Genomic DNA, 22,843 nt, shown 5'->3' with positions numbered 1-22,843 from the left:
CGTTGAGGGCTCAGCACTGCGGGACGGTGCCCGAGCCCTTCTCCATGTTCGTCAGCGCGGTCATCGTGTCCTTGAGCGTGCTCACCGAGATCAGCTTCATCGACTTCGGCGCCGACGCCTTCGCGTCCGAGCACTCGGCCTTCGGTACGAGGAAGACCGTGGCGCCGTCCCGGTCGGCGGCCTGCACCTTCAGAGATACGCCGCCGACCGGGCCGACCTTGCCCTTGGCGTCGATGGTGCCGGTGCCCGCGATGGACTTTCCGCCGGTGAGGTCGCCGCCGCTGCCGTCGCCGTCCAGCATGTCGATGATGCCGAGGGAGAAGAGCAGGCCGGCGCTCGGGCCGCCGACGTCGCCGAGCTGGAGGTCGACCTTGATGTCCTTCGAGGGCTTGCCGAGGTAGGCCAGGGCGGCCTCCGTCGCGGCGTCCTGTGAGCCCTTCATCTCCTGCTGGTTGTGCTGCTCGACCTCCTTGGTCGAGTCGCCCGACGGGTACACGGCGTCGCGCGGCATGACGGCCCGGTCCTCGGCGAACCAGCCGTCGAGTACGTCGCCGAGGTGCACGGAGGCGTCGGGGCCGGTCGCCACGATGGTCACCGCGCGGAGTTTGCCCTCCGTGGGGCGGGTGGGGGCGCCGCTGATGTCGATGACGGGTTTGCCGTCCGACTTCCCCAGGACGTTCGTCGTGGGGCCCGGCTGGGCCACGGAGAACGGGAGCGGGGCGAAGCCCGCCACCGCGAGCAGCGCGATGACGGGGGCGGCGCAGAGGGCCAGGGCGGTGGGGCGGCTGAGGCGATTGAGCACGGGTTGACTCTAACGTGGCGTTGTTGTTCCACCGGCGACGGCGTTGCGGCCACGGGGCTCCGCCCCGGACCCCGCGCCTCAGTCGCCGGCGGGGCTCCATGGGAGCCCCTGCGGCGATTGAGCAGGCCCGTCCGGCAGGACTTTCGGGAAGGGGTGGGGTGGGGGCTTGGAGGGATTAGCGGAGTGCGTCCGCCACCTCGCGGGCCGCGTCCAGGACCCGGGTGCCAACGCGTTCCGGGACGGAGTCCGAGAGCATGACGACGCCCACGCTGCCCTCCAGCCCGGTCACACCCAGGAGCGGCGCCGCCGCCCCACTCGCACCGGCCTCCAGTTCGCCATGCGTGAGGGTGTAGCCGGTCTCGGGGAGCACACCCTGACGCGCGCCGAGGATGGCGCGACCCGCGGCACCCCGGTCGAGCGGGTGCCGGAAGCCCGTGCGGTACGCCACGTGGTAATCGGTCCAGGTCGGCTCGACGACGGCCACGGCGAGGGCCTCCGTACCGTCCACCAGCGTGAGATGGGCCGTCGCCCCGATGTCCTCGGCGAGTGCCCGCAGCGCCGGGAGGGCGGCTTCGCGGACCAGCGGGTGCACCTGGCGGCCCAGGCGGAGGACGCCGAGGCCGACACGGGCTCGCCCGCCCAGGTCGCGGCGGACGAGGGCGTGCTGCTCAAGGGTGGCCAGCAGGCGGTAGACGACCGTCCGGTTGACGCCGAGCTTGTTGGAGAGCTCGGTGACGGTCAGGCCGTGGTCGGTGTCTGCGAGCAGTTTGAGGACGCGCAGTCCCCGGTCGAGCGTCTGGGAGGTCTCCGCGGTCACGACGCCCACTCCTTAGTGGTGAGGGACGGCGGCCTCCTGCGCGGGGGTCGCGTCACCTGTCCCGTGGGCGACGCGCGTCAGAGGCCGCCGGTCGGTGATCAGGCGCTGGGCTGCTTACGGCTGTCTTTTACGCACCGGCTGCGCTCCGCGGCGGCTCTGCCACGGGGCGTGTGCGTTGCCCGGAATGTAGCGAGGTCGTCCCGCTGAGCGGAAGACTCCGTCCAGAATCCGGTCAGTCAACGGCCGGAGATGTGCGCGATTGCCCGCACTTGATCCCCATGTCACTTCATGCGGGTGGCCCATTCCTGCACCTTGGCGATGCGCTGGCGCAGCTGTCCGCCGGTCGCCTCCGCGCTCGGCGGCCCCCCGCACACCCGGCGCAGCTCGGTGTGGATCACACCGTGCGGCTTCCCGGTCTGATGCACGTACGCGCCGACGATGGTGTTCAGCTTCTTGCGCAGCTCCATCAGCTCCTTGTGGGAGACGACGGGGCGGCGCTCCGCGGGCAGCTCCAGGAGGTCGGCCTCGCTGTCCGGCTTCTTCTTGCTGTGCGCGATCTGCCGCGCCTGCCGCTTCTGGAGGAGCTGCTGCACCTGGTCGGGTTCGAGGAGGCCGGGGATGCCGAGGTAGTCCTGCTCCTCCTCGCTGCCGGGGTGCGCCTGCATGCCGAAATCGGCGCCGTTGTACGTGACCCGGTCGAAGGTGGCCTCGGACTCGAGGGCCTCGAAGGAGAACTGTTCCTGCTCCCCCGTGTCCTCGTCCTGCTCCTGGTTCGCCTCGTCCATCTCCTTCTCGGACTCGGCGTAGGGGTCCTCCTCCTCGTCCTTCTTCGGCTTGTCGAGGACGTGGTCGCGCTCGACCTCCATCTCGTTGGCGAAGCCGAGCAGGTCGGGGACGGTGGGCAGGAAGACGGACGCGGTCTCGCCGCGGCGCCGCGATCGCACGAAGCGGCCGACCGCCTGCGCGAAGAAGAGCGGCGTGGAGATCGTCGTGGCGTACACGCCGACCGCGAGGCGCGGCACGTCGACGCCTTCGGACACCATGCGGACGGCGACCATCCACCGGTCGTCGCCCGCCGCGAACTCGTCGATCCGCTTCGAGGCGCCGGTGTCGTCGGAGAGCACGACTGTGGCCCTGCTGCCGGTGATCTCGCGGATCAGCTTCGCGTACGCGCGGGCCGAGTCCTGGTCGGAGGCGATGACGAGGGCGCCCGCGTCCGGGATGCCCTTCCTGACCTCGGTGAGGCGGGCGTCGGCGGCGCGCAGCACGCTCGGCATCCACTCGCCGCGCGGGTCGAGCGCGGTGCGCCAGGCCTGGCTGACGGCGTCCTTGGTCATCGGCTCGCCGAGCCGGGCCGCGATCTCGTCACCGGCCTTCGTGCGCCAGCGCATGTTGCCGCTGTACGAGAGGAAGATGACCGGCCGCACGACGCTGTCGGCGAGCGCCTGACCGTAGCCGTACGTGTAGTCGGCGGCCGAGCGCCGGATGCCGTCCCTGCCCTCCTCGTACTGGACGAAGGGGATCGGGTTGGTGTCGGAGCGGAACGGCGTACCGGTGAGCGCGAGGCGGCGGGTGGCCGGCTCGAAGGCCTCCAAGCAGGCCTCGCCCCACGACTTCGAGTCACCGGCGTGGTGGATCTCGTCGAGGATGACGAGCGTCTTGCGCTGCTCGCTGCGGTTGCGGTGCAGCATCGGCCGCACGCCCACACCCGCGTATGTGACGGCGACGCCCTGGTACTCCTTGCTGAGCGGTCCCGCGCTGTACTCGGGGTCCAGCTTGATGCCTATCCGCGCGGCGGCCTCGGCCCACTGCTTCTTCAGGTGCTCGGTCGGCGCGACCACGGTGACCTGCTGCACGACGTGGTGGTGCAGCATCCAGGACGCGAGGGTGAGCGCGAACGTGGTCTTGCCGGCGCCCGGGGTCGCGACCGCGAGGAAGTCGCGCGGCTGCTCCTGGATGTACCGGTCCATCGCACCCTGCTGCCACGCACGCAGCTTGTTGGCCGTGCCCCAGGGGGCGCGGCCGGGGAATGCGGGTGACAGATGGGCGGACGAGGCAGACGGAGTGGTGGATGTAGTAGTCACGGTCTCCGGTTACTCAAAGCTGGACGGCACGGCTACGTATGACAACCGGGCCACCCTACCGGTGCCGAGGTTGACGAGCGCGCCGGGCGAGGCCGGGGGCGGGGTGGTTGGGACGTGTGTCACAGATCAACTGGGCGGCTGCCGCGTCTACTTCCGCAGCCGTGAGGCCACCCATACGCCCACCAGCGCGACGGCCGACATCGGCAGGAACACGGCGGTGAACGCGGCCGGGTGCGAGCCCCCGGCCCCCTGCGCGACACCGTGCCCCACCGCTCCCCCGCCGAGGGCCGCGAAGGCGGCGCCGCCGGCGGCGAGCAGCAGCGCGTTCGAGAGCCCGTCGGAGATCTGGAGCGCGGCGGAGTTCGTCCCGGCCTCCTCGGGCGCGGACAGCTGCAACAGCAGCACGGACGTGGACGAGATCACGAGCCCCATCCCCAGGCAGCCGAAGGCCCACGCGACGGCCACCGTCCACACGGGCACGGCCTGGATCAGCACGCTCGGCGCGACCGCGACGGCCGCGGCGACCAGCACCATGCCCCCGGCGACGAGCCGCTCCCGGTACGGCTCGACGCGCGGCCGGGACTGAAGCCACGAACCGAACGCCCAGGTGCCGCCGCCCGCGGCGAGGGAGAGCCCGGCGAGCGTGGGGCTGAGGCCCCGCTGCGTCACCAGCATCAGCGGCACGAAGGACTCGGCCGCGATGAACGACCCGGCCGAGATCCCGCGCAGCAGCACCACGGACGGAAGCCCGCGCGCCGCCCGGTACGTGCCACGGGGCAGCAGCCCGAGCACCGACGGCACGAGCAGGGCAAGGCCGACGGCGGCGGGGAGCAGGGACAGCGGCCGCAGGTCCTGGGCGGCGTACTGGAGCAGCCCGGCGCCGGCCGAGATGCCGAGGGCGAGCCGGATCCTGCGCCGGTCGAAGGCGGCAGGGGCGGCGCCCTCGGGCGGCCCGCCGGCCCGCCGCCGCACCTCGGGGAGCGCGAGCGCGAGCGGCAGCACGACGAGGACCGGGATCCCGAGGAACACCCAGCGCCAGCCGAGGTGCTCGGTCACAGCCCCGGACGCCAGCGGCCCGACGATCGACGGCACGACCCAGCTCGCCGCGAACGCCGCCATGATCGCTGGCCGCAACCGCTCCGGGTAGGCCCTGCTGACCACTACGTAGAGCCCGACGATCACCAGTCCGCCGCCGAGCCCCTGCACGGCCCGCCCGGCGATGAACATCCACATGGTGCCCGCGGTCCCGGCGAGCACGAGCCCCGCGGCGAAGGACCCGATCCCGGCGGTGACGGGGCCGAGGGGCCCGCTCCGGTCGGCCCACTGCCCGGCGAGCACCATCCCGAACAGGCTGGTCGTGAAGAAGCCGGAGAACGCGAACGCGTACAGCGACACGCCGTCCAACTCCCGGGCCGCCACGGGCATCGCGGTTCCCACGGCGGTCGCCTCGAAGGCGATGAGCAGCACGACGGTGACGATGCCGATGCTGAGTGCGCGGTAGGTGCGGCCGAGGACGCCTTCGGTCTCCGACGCGGCGATGATGGTGTCGTTTTCGAGGGCGGCCATGCGGTTCAGGGTAAGAGGCGTTTCCGGCGCTGACCCCTGTCGGGAGACGGGGCCCGGCTGGTCCGTTGGTCGTAGGCCACCGGCCCCCACGCCTCGGGGCTCCGCCCCGGACCCCGCGGGCTCTCGTCACAAGAGCGGGGCTGCTTACAGCCCCTGCGGCGATTGAACAGGCCCGCCCGGCAGGACTGCTTACAGCCCCTGCGGCGATTGAACAGGCCCGTCCGGCAGGACTGCTTACAGCCCCTGCGGCGATTGAGCAGGCCCGTCCGGCAGGACTGTCGGGAAGGGGTGGGGTGGGGGCTTGTATGAACGGCGTGTGGCAGTCGCGTTGCGGGGCGCCGGGAGGCCTTGAGGACGGTGATCGCGGGCCCGTAGCGTGAGCGGCAGCTTGGCCGTGTGCCCGAGTGGTTTAGGGATTCGCCTGCAAAGCGAATTACACCGGTTCGATTCCGGTCACGGCCTCTGTGCACGAGGAAGGGGCGCCCCGCGGGAAGCGGGGCGCCCCTTCCTCGTGCGGGAAGGCGCCGCTCAGCCGGCCGGCTCGGCCACCGCCGCCTGCGGCCTGATCGGCAACCGGTTGACCGGCCGCCCGGTCGCCGCACGGACCGCCGACGCGACGGCCGCCGGCGCCGCGACCACCGGCGCCGCACTCGCGGGCTTCGCGCCGAAGGGAGCGACCACGTCGCGCTCCTCGACCAGGTTGACGATGTGGATCTCGGGGGTGTCGAGCGAGGTGGGCAGGGCGTACCCGGTGAGGTCGGGGCGGCGGACGATGCCCTTCGGGGTGCGGAGGTTCTCCGTGAGGGCCGCGCCCACGCCCTGGGTGACGCCCGCTTCGATACGGGCCGCGAGCTGGGCGGGATTGAGGATGCGGCCGACGTCCTGGGCGACCGCGAGTTCGACCACGCGCACCGAGCCGAGCTCCACGTCCACGTCCACCACCGCGCGGATCGCGCAGAAGGCCATGCCGACGAAGGCGTCGCCCTGGCCGGAGGCGTCGAGCGGCTCCGTGGGGTGCGGGCGGCACTGCGCCGTGGCCCACAACTCCTTGCCGTCCATGGCCTCTTCGACGGTCGTCGAGAGCACGCCGTCGTAGGACGTGATCTTGCCGTCCGCGATCTGCAGCAGCTCCGTGGACATGCCGAACGTGTGCGCCAGCGGCTGGAGGAGCTGGGTGCGGACCATCTTGGCCGCCCGCTCGACCGCTCCGCCCGACACCCATGTGTGCCGGCCCCGGCAGCCGGGTCCGGCCGGCGGCTGATCGGTGTCGACGGGCGCCACGTGGACTTCTTCGATCCCGAGCGTCTCCTGGACGATCTGGCGGGCGAGCGTGGCGAAGCCCTGGCCCGTCTCCACGGCGGCGCAGATGACCGTCGCGACGCCGCCCTGGACCTTCACGGTGGCCGTGGAGACCTCGTCCGCGCCCTCCGCGCCGAGCATGTGCACCATGCCGATGCCGTAGCCGACGCCGCGGCGGATCGCGGCCGGGTCACCGACGCCCTCGGGACCACCGGGGAGCAGCCAGTCCCCCTCCGGCGTGTCCTTGGGGAGCGGCGGCAGCGGGAAGTCCCTTACAGAGGTGAGCAGTTCGGCCACGGGCGCAGGGCACGTCACCGTCTGCCCCGTCGGAAGGATGTCGCCGGTCGCGAGGACATTGCGCAGGCGCAGTTCGGCCGGGTCGACGCCCAGCTTCTTCGCGAGCTTGTCCATCTGCGCCTCGTACGCGGCGCAGACCTGGAGCGCGCCCTCTCCGCGTACGTGGCCGGAGGGCGGGTTGTTCGTCCGTACCGCCCAGCCCTCGATGGAGGCGTGCGGCACTACGTAGGGGCCGCAGGCGAAGGACACCGCCGCGGCGAGCGCGTCGGACGACGTGTCGGCGTACGCGCCCGCGTCCAGCAGGATCTGGGCCTCCACCTTGACCAGCCGGCCGTCCGCGTCCGCGTGGTGCCGGTAGCGGAGCAAGGTGGGGTGGCGGTGCGGGTGGCCGAGGAAGGACTCCTCGCGGGACGCCGCCAGCTTGACCGGGCAGCCGGTGTGCAGGGCGAGGAGGCCGAGCGGGAGGTGGAAGCTGGGGTCCTCGCGGTCGGCCGTCGCGCCGGGCACGCCGGTGACGACGACCTTCACGCGCTCGCGCTCCAGGCCGTAGCGGGCCGCCGCGAGGTCGCGGTCACCGTGCGGGTCGGTGGAGGCGATGTAGAGCTCGACGCCGCCGTCGGGGCGGGGCACGGCGAGCCCGGCCTCGGCACCGATCGGCGCCGGATCCTGACGCCCGATGCGGTACAGCCCCTCGACGATGACCTCGCCGGTCGCCTCTGCGTCGCCGTGCTGGAGCGGGATGTGGCGGATCAGGTTGCCGTCGGGGTGCAGGGGCTCCGCCCCGAAGGACTGCTCGGGGTCCGTGACCGGGTCGAGGACCTCGTACTCGACGACGATCGCGGCGGCGGCCATCCGCGCCGTGTCGGGGTGGTCGGCCGCCACGGCCGCGAGCGCCTCCCCGTGGTGACGCACCACGTCGGAGGCGAACATCGGGCGGTCCGACGCGCGGTGTCCGGACAGCGGGCCGCCGGGGACGTCCTCGTGCGTGACGACCGCGAGGACGCCGGGCATCTCGCGCGCGTGGCTGGTGTCGATGCTCACCACGCGCGCGTGCGCGTGCGGGGAGCGCAGGATCGACGCCCAGAGCAGGCCCTCGGCCCACAGGTCGGCGGCGTACGGGAACGTGCCCTCCGCCTTGGCGTGCGCCTCCTCCGAGGGGAGGGACGTGCCGAGTCCGTGCGGGAAGCTCTCCGCCTCCGGGGCGGCGGGGGCCACGGAGGTCGTGGCCGTCTCGTTCGTCATGCCTGGCCTCCGTCCGGAAAGTCCTGCGGGTCCCCGGTGGTCGGGGGTCCCGCCTGGCGCGGGATCAGCGGCTCTTCCGCGCCGCCCTCGGCCGCGGTGTCCGCCGCCGTCCGCCGCTCCTCGGCCACCTGGCGCACCGCGTCCACGACACCCCGGTAGCCGGAGCAGCGGCACAGGTTGCCGCACAGCGCCTGGCGGGTCTCCAGGGCGGTCGGGTTCGGGTTGCCCTCCAGGAGGTCGTGCGCCGTCATCGCCATGCCGGGGACGCAGAAGCCGCACTGCACCGCACCGCACGCGGCCAGCGCCCGCTGCACGTCCGAGGGGCGGCCGTCGGTGGCGAGTCCCTCGACCGTACGCACCTCGCTGCCCGCGGTGGTCGCCGCGGGCACCAGGCAGGAGGCTACGAGACGGCCGTCCACCTGCACGTTGCACGCGCCGCACTCGCCCTGCGAGCAGCCGTCCTTGGCCCCCGCGAGCCCGAGCCGCTCACGCAGCACGTACAGCAACGACTCCCCGATCCAGGCGTCCGTGACGGGCCGGTCCGCACCATTGACCCGCAGAACGTAACTGGCCAGGGGGTGATCGTCATGAAGCGAGGGCTGAGCGACGTCTTCACCCTCGGACTCCTCCGGGACGGCGTCGACCTCGACCTCGGACGCCTCCACAGCCACGGTCTCGTGCCCATCAAGCCCGCTCTGCGAACGAGAGCCCGGCACATCAAGCCCCGCCGGCGATTGAGGCGCGGGGTCCGGGGCAGAGCCCCGCGACGCAGGCCCGGCCGGCCCCTCCGGGGAGACGAGCGGCGGAAGCTCCACCTCGACGTCGGGCTCCGCCGGGGCCCACGGCGCCGCCGCACCCCCCGGCAACGTCGCCGGAGGCACCTGCCCACCCCACTGCCGCCCCACCGAGGACGCGCTGAACTCACCCGATTCCTCCGGGAGTTCACCCCCGGCCAGCGGCACGGACCACTGCCCGGTCTGCCCGTGGTGCGGCGCCTGCTCCACAGGCTCGGCCGCCACGGGCTCAGCCACCCCACCGCCGGAGGCCCCCGCCCCCGGCCCAACGAGATCCTGCGGCAGCACCCACACCCCGGTCGACGCGGGATCGGTCGCGGCCGCCCCCGTGGCCGGACCCACCGTGATCGGCGGCGGCACGTAGCCGTGCCCCGGCGCGGCGAGCGGCGCCGCGTCCGGGAAGCCCTCGGGGGGCAGCTGCACGAAGGCCGTGGCGTCGGAGTCGTACTCGCCCTGGGGCACCGGCTCCCAGCCGTCGGGGCCGGGGTACTCGTTCGTCACGACAGTGCCCTCCCAAGTGCACGTCGGGCCAGCACGGCGACGGTGCGCCGCAGATGCAGTACGGCGGGCGGCAGCTGCTGCTGCGTGCCGTCAGGAGCGGGGTCCGGGTCGGGGACGCAGGCCGCGGCGACGTACTCGCCGAAGGCGTGCACGGCCTCCGGTACGAGGGCGCCGCGTTCGCCGTCCCAGTCGATGAGCGAGGCCACCCACTGCTCGGCCTCCAGGGGCCGCAGCGGCATCGGCGCGATGGCCCCGACGGCGCAGCGCACCCCGCGCCGCGCCGGGTCGAGGACGAGCGCGACGGAGGCCATGGCGCGGCCGGGACCCGTACGCCCGGTCGCCTTCAGGAAGACCTGCGGAGCATGCAACAACGGAACCCGCACAAACCCGATCAGTTCGCCCGGGGCGAGCATCTCCATGCCGGCCAGCAGGTGCGAGACCGGCACTTCGCGTCTCGCGCCGCCCCGCCCCGCGATGATCAACGTGGCTTCCAGCGCGGCCAGTACGGGCAGCGTGTCATTGGCGGGCGCGCCGGAGGCGATGTTGCCGCCGAGCGTGGCCGCGTTGCGGATCTGGGGCGGGCCCGCGGCCCGCGCGGCGGCGGCGAGGCCGGGGATCAGCGCGGCGAAGTCGGGGCGGCCGATGCGCGCGTGGGTGAGGCCCGCGCCGAGCAGCGCGTTCCCGTCCTGGTACTGCCAGCCGCGGATCTCGCTGATCCGGCCGAGTCCGACGAGGGCGGCGGGGCGCAGTCCCCCCGCGTTGACCTGGGCCATGAGGTCCGTGCCCCCGGCCACCGGTACGGCGGCGGGCATGGCGGCGAGTGCCGCGACGGCCTCGTCGAGCGAACCCGGAAGTACCGCGGCCTGTGTCGTCGCCTGCGGTGCGTGCGTGGTCAAACCGGCTGCCCCTTCCCGAAGTCCGGCCGCGTGCCTGGCAACGGCGCCGGTCCCCGCGTGGTCCGCGCGTGACCGCCGTTCCCGCCGTTACGCCTGTTCCGCCGTACGGTACGTGCTGACAGGCCGGAGGTGGCAACTCTGGCACATCTTCCTTCCGGCCCGGAGCGGGGGTCCGGTAGGAGGCATTCGCCCCTTCCACCTCATAGATGACCGATATCGCACCAGATCACCCGTGGGGGCGAATTGGCGGCCTGCGCCTACGTATGAGGCGAGGTGGGCGGTGAGGCGTGGCCCTCGCCTCCGTGCAAGCTCACACGTTCGGGGGTTCCCCTTCGAAGGGACGTCCGAGCACACCCGGGCGCCGCTGCCAGGGCAACGGGCCGCCGGGCGGCCGGTAGCCGACGCCCAGGGCGTCAAGTCGCCGGTAGTGCGCGGTCATTCGGCGCTCGAAGTCCGCGAAGTCACGCGCGGCGGGTTCGGGCAGCTCGCTCCAGGCGACCTCACTGAAGGCGGAAAGCCGCGGATACACCTGGTAGTCGAGGCGCTGCTCGTCCTCCGTCACCTCGGTCCACACGTTGGCCTGCGTGCCGAGGACGTGCCGCGCCTCCTCCTCGCTCAGCTGCGGGGGAACCGGTTCGAAGCGGTAGACGTCCTCCAGGGTGCGTACGTAGCCGATGGGGACCGGTTCCTCGTCGCCGGGGGCCTGGCGGTAGTTCAAGTAGATCTGCTGCTCGGGGCACATGACGACGTCGTGGCCCGCCCTCGCCGCGGTGATGCCGCCTTCGTAGCCGCGCCAGGAGGAGACCGTGGCGCCGGGCGCGAGGCCCCCTTCGAGGATCTCGTCCCAGCCGACCAGGCGCCGCCCGCGCGTGCCGAGCCAGGTGTCGAAGTGCCGGATGAACCAGGACTGGAGCTCGTCCTCGTCGGCCAACCCCAGTTCCTTGATGCGTGCCTGGGCGGTGGGCGACTGCCTCCACTGGTCCTTGGGGCACTCGTCGCCCCCTACGTGGATGAACGTGGACGGGAACAGGTCGAGGAGTTCCTCGAAGACGCCCTCGTAGAAGCGGAGGGTGTTGTCAGTGGGGGCGAGTACGTTCGGATTGACGCCCCAGGTGTCCCAGACGGGGAGGGAAGACGTGTCGACGACATCACTGTTGCCGAGTTCCGGATACGCGTGGATGGCTGCCTGCGAGTGGCCCGGCAGGTCGATCTCGGGGACGACCGCGATATGCAGCGCGTCCGCGTACGCGACGATTTCGCGGATGTCGTCCTGCGTGTAGAAGCCGCCGTGCGGCTTGTCCTCCCACAACTCCGAGGCGCGGTGGCCGAATTTCGTCCGTGACCGCCAGGAGGCGTCCTGCGTCAGCTTCGGGTGGCGCTTGATCTCGACGCGCCAGCCCTGGTCGTCGGTGAGGTGGAAGTGCAGGACGTTGAGCTTGTGGGCGGCCATCAGGTCGAGTTGGCGCAGCACTCCGGCCTTCGGCGTGAAGTGCCGGGCGACGTCGAGCATCATGCCGCGCCAGCGGAAGCGCGGCGCGTCTTCGACGGTGACGTACGGGACGGACCAGGTGCGTCCGGGGAGCGGGGCCCGGCGGTACGCGTCGGGGCCCAGGAGTTGACGCAGCGTCTGGGCGCCCCAGAAGACGCCTGCCGCGGAGCCGCCCTCGATCGTGATGCCCGCGTCCGTCACGCGCAGCCGGTAGCCCTCCGGTTCGAGGGAGCGGGCGGGGTCGATGCGCAGGGAGATGACGTCGCCCTCGTCCGCACCCTTGGGCGGCAGGTCGAGACCGGTCGCCGCGCCGAGTGTCGCGCGCAGCCGGCGTGCCGTGCCTTCGGTCCCCTCCCCCGCCGCGATGCCGGTGCGCTCGCCGAGCGCGTGGCGTCCGTCGCCCGAGCGCGTCAGCCGACGGGGTGCGGGGATGAGTTCCATGGCGGGAGGCTAAGAGGACTGGACCAATTCGCGCAATGGTGGGGCGGACGCGCGAAACCCCGGGCATGCGTCACCGCACACCCGAGGTTCACAGGGACTCACCGGGAAGGGAGGAGCGACTACTTGTCCTTGCCGCCGCCCTTGCCGTCCTTGCCGCCGTTGTCCTTGTCGCCGCCGGCGCCCATGGACTCGTAGATCTCCTTGCACATGGGACACACGGGATACTTCTTGGGGTCACGGCCCGGCACCCACACCTTGCCGCAGAGCGCGACGACGGGCGTGCCCTCCAGCGCGCTCGCCATGATCTTGTCCTTCTGGACATAGTGGGCGTAGCGCTCGTGATCGCCATCGCCGCTCGACGTCTGCGGCGTCGGCTCTACGAGGGTCCCCGTACCTGTCCCGCGCTCGGGCTCAAGAGTGCTCATAACCGCCAAGGGTACTTAAGCCCGCCCGGTCCCGGAACGAGGTCAGTTGAGCGAGGGATCGTCCGGATACGTGGCCACCATCGCCAGTTCGCCGCGCTGGCGCCGCAGGACCGCCCGCCACAGGCCCTCGGGGCGGGTGGCGGAGACATCACCGGGCTCCGACTCGACGACGTACCAGGCACCCTCGGTCAGTTCGTCCTCCAGCTGCCCCGGCCCCCAGCCCGAGTAACCGGCGAAGATCCGCAGGGAGCCGAGCGCCGCCGCGAGCAGCTCCGGCGGGGCCTCCAGGTCGACGAGGCCGATCGCGCCGTGCACCCGCCGCCAGCCGAGGGGCGCCTCCCGCTCGTCGTCGCCGGGGATGACCGCGACGCCGAGCGCCGAGTCGAGCGAGACCGGGCCGCCCTGGAAGACGACCCCCGGCTCACCGGCCAGACCGGCCCAGCCCTCCAGGATGTCCCCGACGTCCACCGGCGTCGGCCGGTTCAGTACGACGCCGAGCGAGCCCTCCTCGTCGTGGTCGAGGAGCAGCACGACCGCCCGGTCGAAATTCGGGTCCGCGAGGGCGGGTGTAGCCACGAGCAGCCGCCCTGTGAGCGAGGACACCTCGGTCATGCCTGACATGATCCCGCATTCGGCCGCCGCGGGGGGAGCCAAGCGCAACAACCGCGGGAACGCAGCTCAGCGCGCGGGGAAGCGGAAGGCCGGCACTTCACAAAATCGTCACGCTTTGTGCTTTCCCCGGCGCGCTTCGTGTTGTGGCGAACTCATGACGCTCCCTGGAACCCGCAGGCATACGAATATGGGGCGGGCCGCCCTTACCCTTGAGCCTGGCCCTGCCCTTCTCTTCGGAACGCGAGATTCATGACCGTCACCGACGATGTACTCCTTGTCCACGGCGGAACTCCGCTCGAGGGCGAGATCCGTGTTCGCGGCGCGAAGAACCTCGTGCCAAAGGCCATGGTCGCCGCGATCCTCGGCAGTGCGCCGAGCCGGCTGCGCAATGTCCCGGACATCCGCGACGTGCGCGTCGTACGCGGCCTGCTGCAGCTGCACGGCGTGACGGTCGGCCCCGGTGAGGAGCCGGGCGAGCTGGTGATGGACCCCTCGCACGTGGAGTCGGCGAACGTGGCCGACATCGACGCGCACGCGGGCTCCTCCCGCATCCCGATCCTGCTGTGCGGCCCGCTGCTGCACCGCATCGGCCACGCCTTCATCCCGGGTCTCGGCGGCTGCGACATCGGCGGCCGTCCGGTCGACTTCCACTTCGAGGTGCTCCGCCAGTTCGGCGCGACGATCGAGAAGCGCGAGGGCGGCCAGTACCTGGAGGCCCCGCAGCGGCTGCGCGGCACGAAGATCCGTCTCCCCTACCCCTCCGTGGGCGCCACCGAGCAGGTCCTGCTCACGGCCGTCCTCGCCGAGGGCGTCACGGAGCTCTCGAACGCGGCCGTGGAGCCTGAGATCGAGGACCTGATCTGCGTCCTGCAGAAAATGGGCGCGATCATCGCGATGGACACGGACCGCACCATCCGCGTCACCGGCGTCGACAAGCTCGGCGGCTACACGCACCGCGCCCTGTCGGACCGTCTGGAGGCGGCCTCCTGGGCGTCGGCGGCGCTCGCCACGCACGGCGACATCTACGTCCGCGGCGCGCAGCAGCGCTCGATGATGACGTTCCTGAACACGTACCGGAAGGTCGGCGGCGCCTTCGAGATCGACGACGAGGGCATCCGCTTCTGGCACCCCGGTGGCCAGCTGAAGTCGATCGCGCTGGAGACGGACGTCCACCCCGGCTTCCAGACGGACTGGCAGCAGCCGCTCGTCGTCGCCCTGACGCAGGCCACGGGCCTCTCGATCGTCCACGAGACGGTCTACGAGTCGCGTCTCGGCTTCACGTCCGCGCTGAACCAGATGGGCGCGCACATCCAGCTCTACCGCGAGTGCCTCGGCGGCTCCAACTGCCGCTTCGGGCAGCGCAACTTCCTGCACTCGGCGGTCGTGTCCGGGCCGACGAAGCTGGAGGGCGCCGACCTGGTCATCCCCGACCTGCGTGGCGGCTTCTCGTACCTGATCGCGGCGCTGGCGGCCCAGGGCACGAGCCGTGTCCACGGGATCGACCTGATCAACCGCGGCTACGAGAACTTCATGGAGAAGCTCGTCGAGCTCGGCGCGAAGGTCGAACTCCCGGGCAAGGCCCTCGGCTAGCGGTTCGCTCCGCGTAGCCACCAGGGCCGCCCCCGGTCGACCGGGGGCGGCCCTGTTTTTTGTTTTTTAGGGGCGCGGGGAACCGCGCGAACGCAACCAGACGAAAAGCCGCGACGGGCCACAGAGCTGAGGGTCGCCCGCAGACCCGCCGTGCCGTGGCTGGGCGCGCAGTTCCCCGCGCCCCCCAAAAAAGAACAAAAAAAGGACGGCCCCCCGGAAGGATCCGGGGGGCCGTCCTTGCGCCTAGGAACTACTTGCCCTTGGCGGCTTCCTTGAGCTTGGAGCCCGCCGAAACCTTGACGCTGTAGCCGGCCGGGATGTTGATCGGCTCGCCGGTCTGCGGGTTACGGGCGGTGCGAGCGGCACGGTGGGTGCGCTCGAAGGTCAGGAAGCCGGGGATGGTGACCTTCTCGTCGCCCTTGGCAACGATCTCGCCGACGGTCTCGGCGAACGCGGCCAGCACGGCGTCGGCGTCCTTGCGAGTCACCTCGGCGCGGTCGGCCAGCGCGGCCACCAGCTCACTGCGGTTCATGTTTGTACTCCCGTGTTCTTCTTGCCGTTGAGGCGTGCCACGCGACCAGGCCGCGTGTTGGGCAACAGCAAAGTTGATGCTGCCAGGGTCTCGGTCAGGCCCAGGACCCGGGTCCGTCTTCCAGACCCTTGCGCCTGAAGAGGCATCCTGCCCCTACCCACGGCGGTAAAGCCAATCCGGCACCCCTTGGAGTAACACGGAAGGCGCCACCGCGCCGGTGAGAGGCGGGCCGGGGGCCTGTTTCCCGGCCAGCCTATGGGTCCCGCGGGCCCCGTAAACCGCGACGCGCCGGTAATCAGGCGGTCGTGGCCCCCGTCACAACCACTCCGGCAGCTTTCGCGGCATCGCGCACCGCTCCGGCGACGGCTCCCGCGACCTTGTCGTTGAAGACGCTCGGGATGATGTAGTTCGGGTTGAGCTCGTCCTCGGTGACCACGTCGGCCAGGGCCGTCGCGGCCGCCAGCATCATTTCCGTGTTGACCGTGCGCGACTGGGCGTCGAGCAGGCCGCGGAAGACGCCGGGGAAGACCAGCACGTTGTTGATCTGGTTCGGAAAGTCGGAGCGGCCCGTGGCCACGACCGTCGCCGTCTGACGGGCGATCGCCGGGTCGACCTCCGGGTCCGGGTTCGCGAGCGCGAACACGATGGCACCTTCGGCCATCGCGGCCACGTCGTCGCCGTTCAGCACGTTCGGGGCCGAGACGCCGATGAACACGTCCGCGTCGACGACCGCTTCCTTCAGCGTGCCGGTCAGGCCCTCGGGGTTGGTGTTGTCGGCGATCCAGCGCAGCGGCGAGTCCGCGTCGGCGTCCTTCAGGTCCTCGCGGCCCGCGTGCACGACACCGTGGATGTCGGCCACGACGGCGTTCTTGACGCCCGCCGCGAGCAGCAGCTTCAGGATGGCCGTACCGGCCGCGCCGGCGCCCGACATGACGACGCGGATGTCGCCCATGTCCTTGCCCGCCACGCGCAGCGCGTTGGTCAGCGCGGCGAGCACGACGATCGCGGTGCCGTGCTGGTCGTCGTGGAAGACGGGGATGTCGAGGGCCTCGCGGAGGCGGGCCTCGATCTCGAAGCAGCGGGGCGCCGAGATGTCCTCGAGGTTGATGCCCGCGAAGCCGGGGGCGATGGCCTTGACGATCTCGACGATGGCGTCCGTGTCCTGGGTGTCCAGGCAGATCGGCCAGGCGTCGATGTCGGCGAAGCGCTTGAAGAGGGCCGCCTTGCCCTCCATGACCGGCATGGCGGCCATCGGGCCGATGTTGCCGAGGCCGAGCACCGCGGAGCCGTCGGTGACGACCGCGACGGTGTTGCGCTTGATGGTCAGGCGCCGGGCGTCCTCGGGGTTCTCGGCGATCGCCATGCAGACGCGGGCCACACCCGGCGTGTAGACCATGGAGAGGTCGTCACGGTTGCGGATGGGGTGCTTGGACTGCATCTCGATCTTGCCGCCGAGGTGCATGAGGAACGTACGGTCGGAGACCTTCCCGAGCGTCACGCCCTCGATCTTGCGGAGTTCCTCGACGATCTCGTCCGCGTGGGACGTCGACGTGGCCGCGATCGTGACGTCGATCCGGAGCTTCTCGTGACCGGAAGCGGTGACGTCGAGGCCGGTCACCGAGCCGCCGGAGGACTCAACGGCGGTGGTCAGCTGCGAGACGGCGTTACCGCCCGCGGGGACCTCCAACCGGACCGTCATCGAGTAGGAGACGCTGGGCGCCGTTGCCATGGCCGACTTCCTCTGCTTTCACCGTGTAGCTGTTGCCGTCCGATGGTCCCACCTACCGGTGAGTACGTGGTAGTCGCATCGGGTTTTGAAGCTAACGTTCATTCATCTTTTGGAAAGTAGTTTCCACCATACGAGAAGTCAGGGGAAACGGGAAGAGGGAACAGAACGAGGCCCACGTCACGAAAGTGACGTGGGCCTCGCCTCACATTCACGACACCGACCCGCCATGCTCGCCTCGCGGCAAGTGGTCCCTCTAAGGGACGATGGTTGGGCCCGGGGGCTTGGATCGAGCCGGTGCCGTCATCAACGGTAACACCGGAGACATCAGGGGCAAGGGTCAGTCACGGAGCAGGTCCGGCACCCCGTTCGCGTCCGGTTCGTCGCGTTCGCCGGAGACCACCGTGAGCTGCTGCGTGGCACGGGTCAGGGCGACGTACAGGACCCGCAGACCCGCCGGGGACTCGTCCGCGATCTCGGCCGGGGAGACCACGATCGTGGCGTCGTACTCCAGGCCCTTGGCCTCCAGGGAGCCGAGCGCCACGACGCGCTCGCCGAGCCCGGACAGCCAGCGGGCCGCCTCGTCCCGGCGGTTCATCGCCACGACGACGCCGACGGTGCCGTCGACCTGCTCCAGGAGCCGGGCGGCCTCCGCGCGAACCGTGTCGCCGGCCTTGTCGCGTACGGCGACGAAGCGCGGCTCCACGCCCGTCGAGCGGACCGCCGAAGGGGACTCGGAGCCGGGCATCGCCAGCGCCAGGACCTTCGCGGCCAGCTCGGCGATCTCGGACGGGTTGCGATAGTTCACGGTCAGCGTGAAGCGGCGCCGCGGCCGGGAGCCGAGGGCTTCGTCGCGGGCGGCGCCCGCCTCCTCCGGGTCGGACCAGGAGGACTGGGCGGGGTCGCCGACGATCGTCCACGTCGCGTGCCGGCCCCGGCGGCCGACCATTCGCCACTGCATCGGCGTGAGGTCCTGCGCCTCGTCGACGATGACGTGCGCGTACTCGGTGCGCTCCTGGGCGAGGCGCTCGGCGCGCTCGCGCTGGGACTCCTCGCGCTGCGGCATCAGCTCCTCGAGGCCGGTGAGCTGGTCGAGCGGGTCGTACTCGCGCCTCTTCTTCGGGCGGGCCGGGGTGCCGAGGACGGCGGTCAGCTCGTCGAGCAGGGCGACGTCGTGGACCGAAAGGGCGTCGCGCCGCAGGGACTTGGCGAGTTTGCGGATCTCGCCGGGGTTGAGGACACGGCGGGCCCAGCGGCCCAGGCGCCGCTCGTCGGACATGGCGGACAGGACCGAACGGGGCGTCAGCTCCGGCCACCACGCGTCGAGGAAGTGGATGAACTCGTCCTCACCGCTCACGTCCTCGTCGAAGGAGGAGCGCAGCTCGGCCGCGAGCTCGGGGTCGGAGTGCCGGCTCCCGGCGCCCGACTGGTCCCAGAGCGCGTCGAGGAGGAGCCTGCGGGCGCGCGGGCGCAGATGGTTGACGGGGGCGGTGCCGCCGAGGGCGGACTGCCGGATCCGACTCAGACGGTTCGCGTCCAGCTCCAGGCGGCGGCCGAAGGCGACGACGCGCAGCCGCGTCGGGGTCGGCGCGGGACCGGCCTCCGGTTCCTCGTCGTCGCCGAACGCGAGCTGTTCCTGGACGGCGGGCCGCTGCGGGCGCCCCGACTCCAGGGCGCCGCGTGCCGCCTTCCGCAGCAGCCCCGGCATCCGCGACGAGCCCTTGATCCGGGCCACCGCCGGGGAGTCGTAGACCGTGGCCTCCGCCCCGTCGACCAGCGAGCCCACCGCGCGGATCGCGACCTGGCCCTCCTCGCCGAGCGAGGGCAGCACGCCCTCGGTGTAGGCGACCAGGAGCGGCGTCGGCGAGACGATCAGGATGCCGCCCGCGTACCGGCGGCGGTCCTGGTACAGCAGGTACGCGGCGCGGTGCAGCGCCACCGCCGTCTTGCCGGTGCCGGGCCCGCCCTCGACGTAGGTCACGGACGCGGCGGGGGCGCGGATGACCTGGTCCTGTTCGGCCTGGATGGAGGCGACGATGTCGCGCATCGAGTGGCTGCGGGCCTGGCCGAGGGCGGCCATCAGGGCGCCGTCGCCGACGGCGGGCAGCCGCTCGCCGTCCAGGTACGCGGTCAGCTCCGGGCGCATCAGGTCGTCCTCCACGCCGAGCACCTTGCGGCCCTTGGAGCGGATGACGCGGCGGCGCACCACCCGGCCGGGGTCGACCGGCGTGGAGCGGTAGAAGGGCGCGGCGGCCGGGGCGCGCCAGTCGATGACGAGCGGCGAGTAGTCCGCGTCGAGCACGCCGATGCGGCCGATGTGCAGCGTCTCGGCGATGTCGGCCGTGTTGTCCTCGCGGACGGCGCCGTCCGCCGGTTCGAGCGCCGTGTACGCGCCGTCCGGGCCCTTTTTGCCGTCCTTGCCCTGAAGCAGGTCGATGCGGCCGAAGAGGAAGTCCTCGAACTCGTTGTTGAGACGGTTGAGGTGGATACCCGCGCGGAAGACCTGCGCGTCGCGCTCGGCGAGCGCGCCGGGCGTGCCGACCTGGCCGCGTTTGGTGGCGTCCTCCATCAGGAACTCGGCCTCGTGGATCTTCTCTTCGAGGCGTCGGTAGACGGCGTCGAGGTGGATCTGCTCGATACCGAGCTCACGGTCGCGGACCGAATCCGCGGCCTCGACCCCACCTGGGTTCGTATCCGATTTCACCGCTGAATCGTGCGGAGCCTGAGCGGCCACCGGGCCCCCTTCTGACGTGCTGGGCAGCCGTCAAAGGTACGCGAAAGGGGCCCCGTAGGGCTACGTGCGCGCCCACGCGGTCAGGCGTTCACCTCCACGAGCCGCTTTCCGTCGAGCGTCTCGACCTCGAAGTGGTCGATCTGGCCCCGGTCGAAGGCCGCGCCCCCGTGCACGTACAGGGGATGCTTCGCGTTCGCGTTCGCACTGTCGTCGATGCCGTAGCCCCACTTCGGGACCGCCCAGGTAGTGACGGTCTCGCGCTCGCCGTTCTTGCCGACCGCGACGAGGGAGCACTTCAGCGGACCCTTGACGTTCTTCAGTTCCAGGACGGTGTGGGTGCCCCAGGCCTTCTTCTCCATGCCGATCGTCGCCGTGACGTTCGTCGTGGTGTCGGTGGCCTTCACCTTGTCGGGCATGTGGTGGAAGAAGGCGTCCTGGGCGGGGCTGGTGGGGTGGGCCTCCGCGACGCTGCCGCCGCCTCCGTCCGTCACCGCGAGGACCGTCAGCGGGCCGCCGATGATCAGGGCGGCGGCGGCCGCGACCAGGAAGAGGCCGCGCTTGCGCTTGTGCCTGCGGCGGCGCCCCAGTTCGTCGGCGAGGGACGCCGCGAGGCGGGGGCTCGGGCGGGCCGCGAGGGAGTCGCCGATCTGCGGGGTCGGCTCGCGCGGTGCGCCGCGCTCGGCCGGCAGGTCGGCGAGGGCGGCGAGCATCGGCTCCATGCCCGCGAACTCCTCCAGGTCCCGCGCGCACCGCTCGCACGTCGCCAGATGCGCCTCGAACGCGCTCGCCTCGATGTCGTCGAGAATGCCCAGCGCGTAGGCGCCGACGGTCTCGTGCACGTCACCCGCCGGCTCGTGCCCGAAGGGACCGTACGTTCCGTGCCCCGTCGTCATGCCGTCACCCCCCGTTCCTCCAACGCCAGCTTCATCGAGCGCAGCGCGTAGAAGACCCGCGAGCGCACCGTGCCGCTGGGGATGCCGAGCGTCTCGGCCGCCTCGCTGACCGTACGTCCTTTGAAGTACGTCTCCACGAGTACTTCCCGGTGGGCCGGGGTCAAGTCCTCCAGCGCGTCGGAAAGGGTCATCAGCCACAGCGCCTTGTCGATCTCGTCCTCCGCGGGGATGACCTCCAGCGGCGACGGATCGACCTCCTGCGGCCGAGCTTGTCGACTGCGGTGACCGTCGATGACGATGCGCCGGGCGACCGTCACCAGCCAGGGGCGTACCGAACCGGTCGCTCGGTTGAGCTGTCCGGCGTTCTTCCAGGCACGGATGAGCGTCTCCTGTACGACATCCTCCGCGCGCTGCCGGTCGCCCGCCACCAAGCGGAGCACATAGGCCAGAAGCGGTCGTGCGTGCTCGGCGTAGAGCGCGCGCATCAGCTCCTCGTCCGGCTCGGGGGGCCGGGGTGCGCGATGTCGGGCCCGGGGCGGGCGTTCATCGGCCACGGCGGAATCCTTGCGCACGCCTACCTCCGGTGTCCCCTGTTCGGCCATGTCTCTCGGCTGGGCTCACGGGAGGGATACGCACACGAACTCACGGATGTTCAAAGGCAGTTGCGGAAAGCGCCTCACGCCCTCGCCAGCGCCGCCGCTCTGCGCCGATGCCGGGCCACCCGCTCCCGGTTGCCGCACACCTCACTGGAGCACCAACGGCGCCTGCGGCCACGGGACATGTCCAGGTAGATGATGGGGCAGGCGTCGCCCTCGCACTGGCGGAGGGCGTCGCGGACGGCCGGGTCGGTGAGGAGGTCGACGGCATCGCGTGCGACGGCCGCGAGCAGGGCCGGGCAGTCGGGTTCGAGGTGCAGGGAGCGGACGAGGGTGCCGTCGGCGGCGCGTACGGCAAGGGGTGCGGGCGGGGCCGCGCGGGCGAGCAGGTTGACCCGTTCCAGGGCGGCGGACGACGGGTGGCCCGACAGTTCGCCGCGCACCAACTGGCCTACGTGACCGCGCAGTTCATGGAAGGCGGCGAGCCAAGCGGGTGAACGGTCCGCCAGCGCGACGGTGGCCGGGACGAGCCCCGCGCCGACCAGCCAGGCGCGCAGCAGGTCGGGGCTCGTGAGGCGTTCGTCGGGGTGCGCGGTCGCGACGAGGTCCAGGCAGAGACGCCCGGAGTCGAAGCGCAACTCGTAGGGGGCAGGGGCAGGCGGGTGGGGCCCGGTGGGTACTGCTGCCATGCCCTCTACAGTGCCCGCCCGCGGGCGCCGCCGGAACCCCTGCCGCCGGAACGGGGGTTGACGGGCTACGAGCGGCCGTACGCCGGCGGGTCGTCGTGGAGGATGCGCTGGAACAGGACGTGGTCGCGCCAATCCCCGTTGATGTGGAGGAACTTGGGCGCGAGCCCGTACCGGACGAAGCCGCACTTGGCGAGTACGCGCTGGGACGCCTCGTTGTCCGTGAGCGTGCCCGCCTCGACGCGGTGCAGGCCCAGTTCGTCGCGGGCGGCGCGGCAGATCTCCTCGACGGCGGCGGGGACCAGGCCGCGGCCCCGGTAGTCGGCGTCCACCCAGTAGCCGAGGCTGGCGCTGCACAGGGGGCCGAGGTGAATGCCACTGAGCGCCGCGCGGCCGACCACGCGGCCGTCGGCGGACCGGTCCAACAGCAGCCACGTGACCCCGCCGGGCTCCGCGATCCGCTCGGCCTGCTCCCGCTCCGTGTAGTACTCCTCGGAACGGTACGGCTCCCAGGTCTTCATGAACTCCCGGTTGCGGACGACGGCGTCGGCGAGCGCGGGGGCGTCCTGAGGGACGGCGCGGCGGAGTTCTATGTCGGGGGTGATCAGCATGCGCCCATTTAAGCCCCTGCGGCCTATCAAGCCCCTGCGGCGATTGAGCAGCATCTTTCAAGCCCCTGCGGCGATTGAGCAGGCGGCTTCCCGGGGCCGACCCGGGGGGGGGGGGGGGGGGGGGCCCCGCCCCCCCCCCCCCCCGCCGGGGGGGAGTGGGGTGGCGCGGGGGCCCCCCCGGCGCGGGCCGGCGGAGGCGGGGGGAGAGGG

General features: G+C 71.8%; 18 protein-coding genes and 1 tRNA gene. 2 read left to right on the top strand and 17 right to left on the bottom strand.

The window, feature by feature from the left end; translation table 11 throughout:
* Positions 1-10: 10 nt before the first annotated feature.
* From ABT004_RS19335 to ABT004_RS19320, 4 genes are all read right to left on the bottom strand, one after another.
* Positions 11-802 carry a YlbL family protein gene (locus ABT004_RS19335; protein WP_351338218.1) on the bottom strand — a complete coding sequence of 264 codons (792 nt, stop codon included), beginning with the start codon at positions 800-802 and terminating at the stop codon, positions 11-13.
* Positions 803-977: 175 nt separating this feature from the next.
* The gene (locus ABT004_RS19330) at positions 978-1,619 is read right to left on the bottom strand and encodes an IclR family transcriptional regulator (RefSeq protein WP_351338215.1); all 642 of its coding nucleotides are present in this window, start codon (positions 1,617-1,619) and stop codon (positions 978-980) included.
* A gap of 281 nt (positions 1,620-1,900) precedes the next feature.
* On the bottom strand, positions 1,901-3,703 hold the full coding sequence (locus ABT004_RS19325) for a DEAD/DEAH box helicase (protein ID WP_351338213.1): 1,803 nt from the start codon (positions 3,701-3,703) through the stop codon (positions 1,901-1,903).
* Between the two features lie 147 nt (positions 3,704-3,850).
* Positions 3,851-5,269: an MFS transporter gene (locus ABT004_RS19320; RefSeq protein WP_351338210.1), complete on the bottom strand. Its 1,419-nt coding sequence runs from the start codon at positions 5,267-5,269 to the stop codon at positions 3,851-3,853.
* Positions 5,270-5,659: 390 nt separating this feature from the next.
* On the opposite strand from ABT004_RS19320, the gene ABT004_RS19315 reads away from it, so the two are divergent.
* Positions 5,660-5,731 (top strand) — tRNA-Cys (locus ABT004_RS19315).
* Between the two features lie 66 nt (positions 5,732-5,797).
* On the opposite strand, the gene ABT004_RS19310 is transcribed toward ABT004_RS19315, so the two are convergent.
* From ABT004_RS19310 to ABT004_RS19285, 6 genes are all read right to left on the bottom strand, one after another.
* Positions 5,798-8,107 (bottom strand): xanthine dehydrogenase family protein molybdopterin-binding subunit, encoded by a 2,310-nt coding sequence (locus ABT004_RS19310; RefSeq protein ID WP_351338208.1) that lies wholly within the window; start codon positions 8,105-8,107, stop codon positions 5,798-5,800.
* Entirely contained in the window at positions 8,104-9,402 is a 1,299-nt protein-coding gene (locus ABT004_RS19305; protein WP_351338206.1) for a 2Fe-2S iron-sulfur cluster-binding protein, read from the bottom strand. Before ABT004_RS19305 ends, ABT004_RS19310 begins: the two co-directional genes overlap by 4 nt.
* Positions 9,399-10,298, bottom strand: a complete 900-nt coding sequence (locus tag ABT004_RS19300) for an FAD binding domain-containing protein (RefSeq protein WP_351338205.1) — start codon at positions 10,296-10,298, stop codon at positions 9,399-9,401. The genes ABT004_RS19305 and ABT004_RS19300 overlap by 4 nt, the downstream gene beginning before the upstream one ends.
* A gap of 310 nt (positions 10,299-10,608) precedes the next feature.
* Positions 10,609-12,228, bottom strand: a complete 1,620-nt coding sequence (locus tag ABT004_RS19295; protein ID WP_351338202.1) for a beta-N-acetylhexosaminidase — start codon at positions 12,226-12,228, stop codon at positions 10,609-10,611.
* Positions 12,229-12,347: 119 nt separating this feature from the next.
* Complete coding sequence (locus ABT004_RS19290) at positions 12,348-12,653, bottom strand: DUF3039 domain-containing protein (protein ID WP_351338200.1); 306 nt, start codon at positions 12,651-12,653, stop codon at positions 12,348-12,350.
* Between the two features lie 42 nt (positions 12,654-12,695).
* On the bottom strand, positions 12,696-13,274 hold the full coding sequence (locus ABT004_RS19285; RefSeq protein ID WP_351338198.1) for a YqgE/AlgH family protein: 579 nt from the start codon (positions 13,272-13,274) through the stop codon (positions 12,696-12,698).
* Positions 13,275-13,514: 240 nt separating this feature from the next.
* Here ABT004_RS19285 and murA point away from each other — a divergent pair, with 240 nt between their 5' ends.
* Positions 13,515-14,855, top strand: a complete 1,341-nt coding sequence (gene murA, locus ABT004_RS19280) for a UDP-N-acetylglucosamine 1-carboxyvinyltransferase (RefSeq protein ID WP_351338195.1) — start codon at positions 13,515-13,517, stop codon at positions 14,853-14,855.
* A 250-nt stretch (positions 14,856-15,105) separates the two neighbouring features.
* Here murA and ABT004_RS19275 read toward each other — a convergent pair whose 3' ends face one another.
* From ABT004_RS19275 to ABT004_RS19245, 7 genes are all read right to left on the bottom strand, one after another.
* Positions 15,106-15,387 carry an HU family DNA-binding protein gene (locus ABT004_RS19275; protein WP_016645140.1) on the bottom strand — a complete coding sequence of 94 codons (282 nt, stop codon included), beginning with the start codon at positions 15,385-15,387 and terminating at the stop codon, positions 15,106-15,108.
* A 295-nt stretch (positions 15,388-15,682) separates the two neighbouring features.
* Positions 15,683-17,116, bottom strand: a complete 1,434-nt coding sequence (locus tag ABT004_RS19270; RefSeq protein WP_351338192.1) for an NAD-dependent malic enzyme — start codon at positions 17,114-17,116, stop codon at positions 15,683-15,685.
* A gap of 337 nt (positions 17,117-17,453) precedes the next feature.
* On the bottom strand, positions 17,454-19,847 hold the full coding sequence (locus ABT004_RS19265) for a HelD family protein (RefSeq protein WP_451192630.1): 2,394 nt from the start codon (positions 19,845-19,847) through the stop codon (positions 17,454-17,456).
* Positions 19,848-19,927: 80 nt separating this feature from the next.
* Positions 19,928-20,740, bottom strand: a complete 813-nt coding sequence (locus ABT004_RS19260; RefSeq protein ID WP_351338186.1) for an anti-sigma factor family protein — start codon at positions 20,738-20,740, stop codon at positions 19,928-19,930.
* The gene (locus ABT004_RS19255; protein WP_351338183.1) at positions 20,737-21,342 is read right to left on the bottom strand and encodes a sigma-70 family RNA polymerase sigma factor; all 606 of its coding nucleotides are present in this window, start codon (positions 21,340-21,342) and stop codon (positions 20,737-20,739) included. Before ABT004_RS19255 ends, ABT004_RS19260 begins: the two co-directional genes overlap by 4 nt.
* Before the next feature lie 74 nt (positions 21,343-21,416).
* Positions 21,417-22,025, bottom strand: coding sequence for a CGNR zinc finger domain-containing protein (locus ABT004_RS19250; protein ID WP_351338180.1), 609 nt, complete (start codon positions 22,023-22,025; stop codon positions 21,417-21,419).
* A 65-nt stretch (positions 22,026-22,090) separates the two neighbouring features.
* Complete coding sequence (locus tag ABT004_RS19245; RefSeq protein ID WP_351338177.1) at positions 22,091-22,633, bottom strand: GNAT family N-acetyltransferase; 543 nt, start codon at positions 22,631-22,633, stop codon at positions 22,091-22,093.
* Between the last annotated feature and the right edge of the window lie 210 nt (positions 22,634-22,843).

It is taken from the genome of Streptomyces sp. NPDC002790 (assembly GCF_040295505.1).
Taxonomy (GTDB): Bacteria; Actinomycetota; Actinomycetes; order Streptomycetales; family Streptomycetaceae; genus Streptomyces.
Note: the sequence above shows the minus strand (reverse complement) of the source record. Positions and strands in the feature narration are given on the sequence as shown.

What these genes read in the sequence shown, in the direction of transcription:
- ABT004_RS19320 (WP_351338210.1), bottom strand. Translation starts at nt 5,269, where the DNA reads ATGGCCGCCCTCGAAAACGACACCATCATCGCCGCGTCGGAGACCGAA.
- ABT004_RS19310 (WP_351338208.1), bottom strand. Translation starts at nt 8,107, where the DNA reads ATGACGAACGAGACGGCCACGACCTCCGTGGCCCCCGCCGCCCCGGAG.
- ABT004_RS19295 (WP_351338202.1), bottom strand. Translation starts at nt 12,228, where the DNA reads ATGGAACTCATCCCCGCACCCCGTCGGCTGACGCGCTCGGGCGACGGA.
- ABT004_RS19290 (WP_351338200.1), bottom strand. Translation starts at nt 12,653, where the DNA reads ATGAGCACTCTTGAGCCCGAGCGCGGGACAGGTACGGGGACCCTCGTA.
- ABT004_RS19285 (WP_351338198.1), bottom strand. Translation starts at nt 13,274, where the DNA reads ATGTCAGGCATGACCGAGGTGTCCTCGCTCACAGGGCGGCTGCTCGTG.
- murA (WP_351338195.1), top strand. Translation starts at nt 13,515, where the DNA reads ATGACCGTCACCGACGATGTACTCCTTGTCCACGGCGGAACTCCGCTC.
- ABT004_RS19275 (WP_016645140.1), bottom strand. Translation starts at nt 15,387, where the DNA reads ATGAACCGCAGTGAGCTGGTGGCCGCGCTGGCCGACCGCGCCGAGGTG.
- ABT004_RS19270 (WP_351338192.1), bottom strand. Translation starts at nt 17,116, where the DNA reads ATGGCAACGGCGCCCAGCGTCTCCTACTCGATGACGGTCCGGTTGGAG.
- ABT004_RS19260 (WP_351338186.1), bottom strand. Translation starts at nt 20,740, where the DNA reads ATGACGACGGGGCACGGAACGTACGGTCCCTTCGGGCACGAGCCGGCG.
- ABT004_RS19255 (WP_351338183.1), bottom strand. Translation starts at nt 21,342, where the DNA reads ATGGCCGAACAGGGGACACCGGAGGTAGGCGTGCGCAAGGATTCCGCC.
- ABT004_RS19250 (WP_351338180.1), bottom strand. Translation starts at nt 22,025, where the DNA reads ATGGCAGCAGTACCCACCGGGCCCCACCCGCCTGCCCCTGCCCCCTAC.
- ABT004_RS19245 (WP_351338177.1), bottom strand. Translation starts at nt 22,633, where the DNA reads ATGCTGATCACCCCCGACATAGAACTCCGCCGCGCCGTCCCTCAGGAC.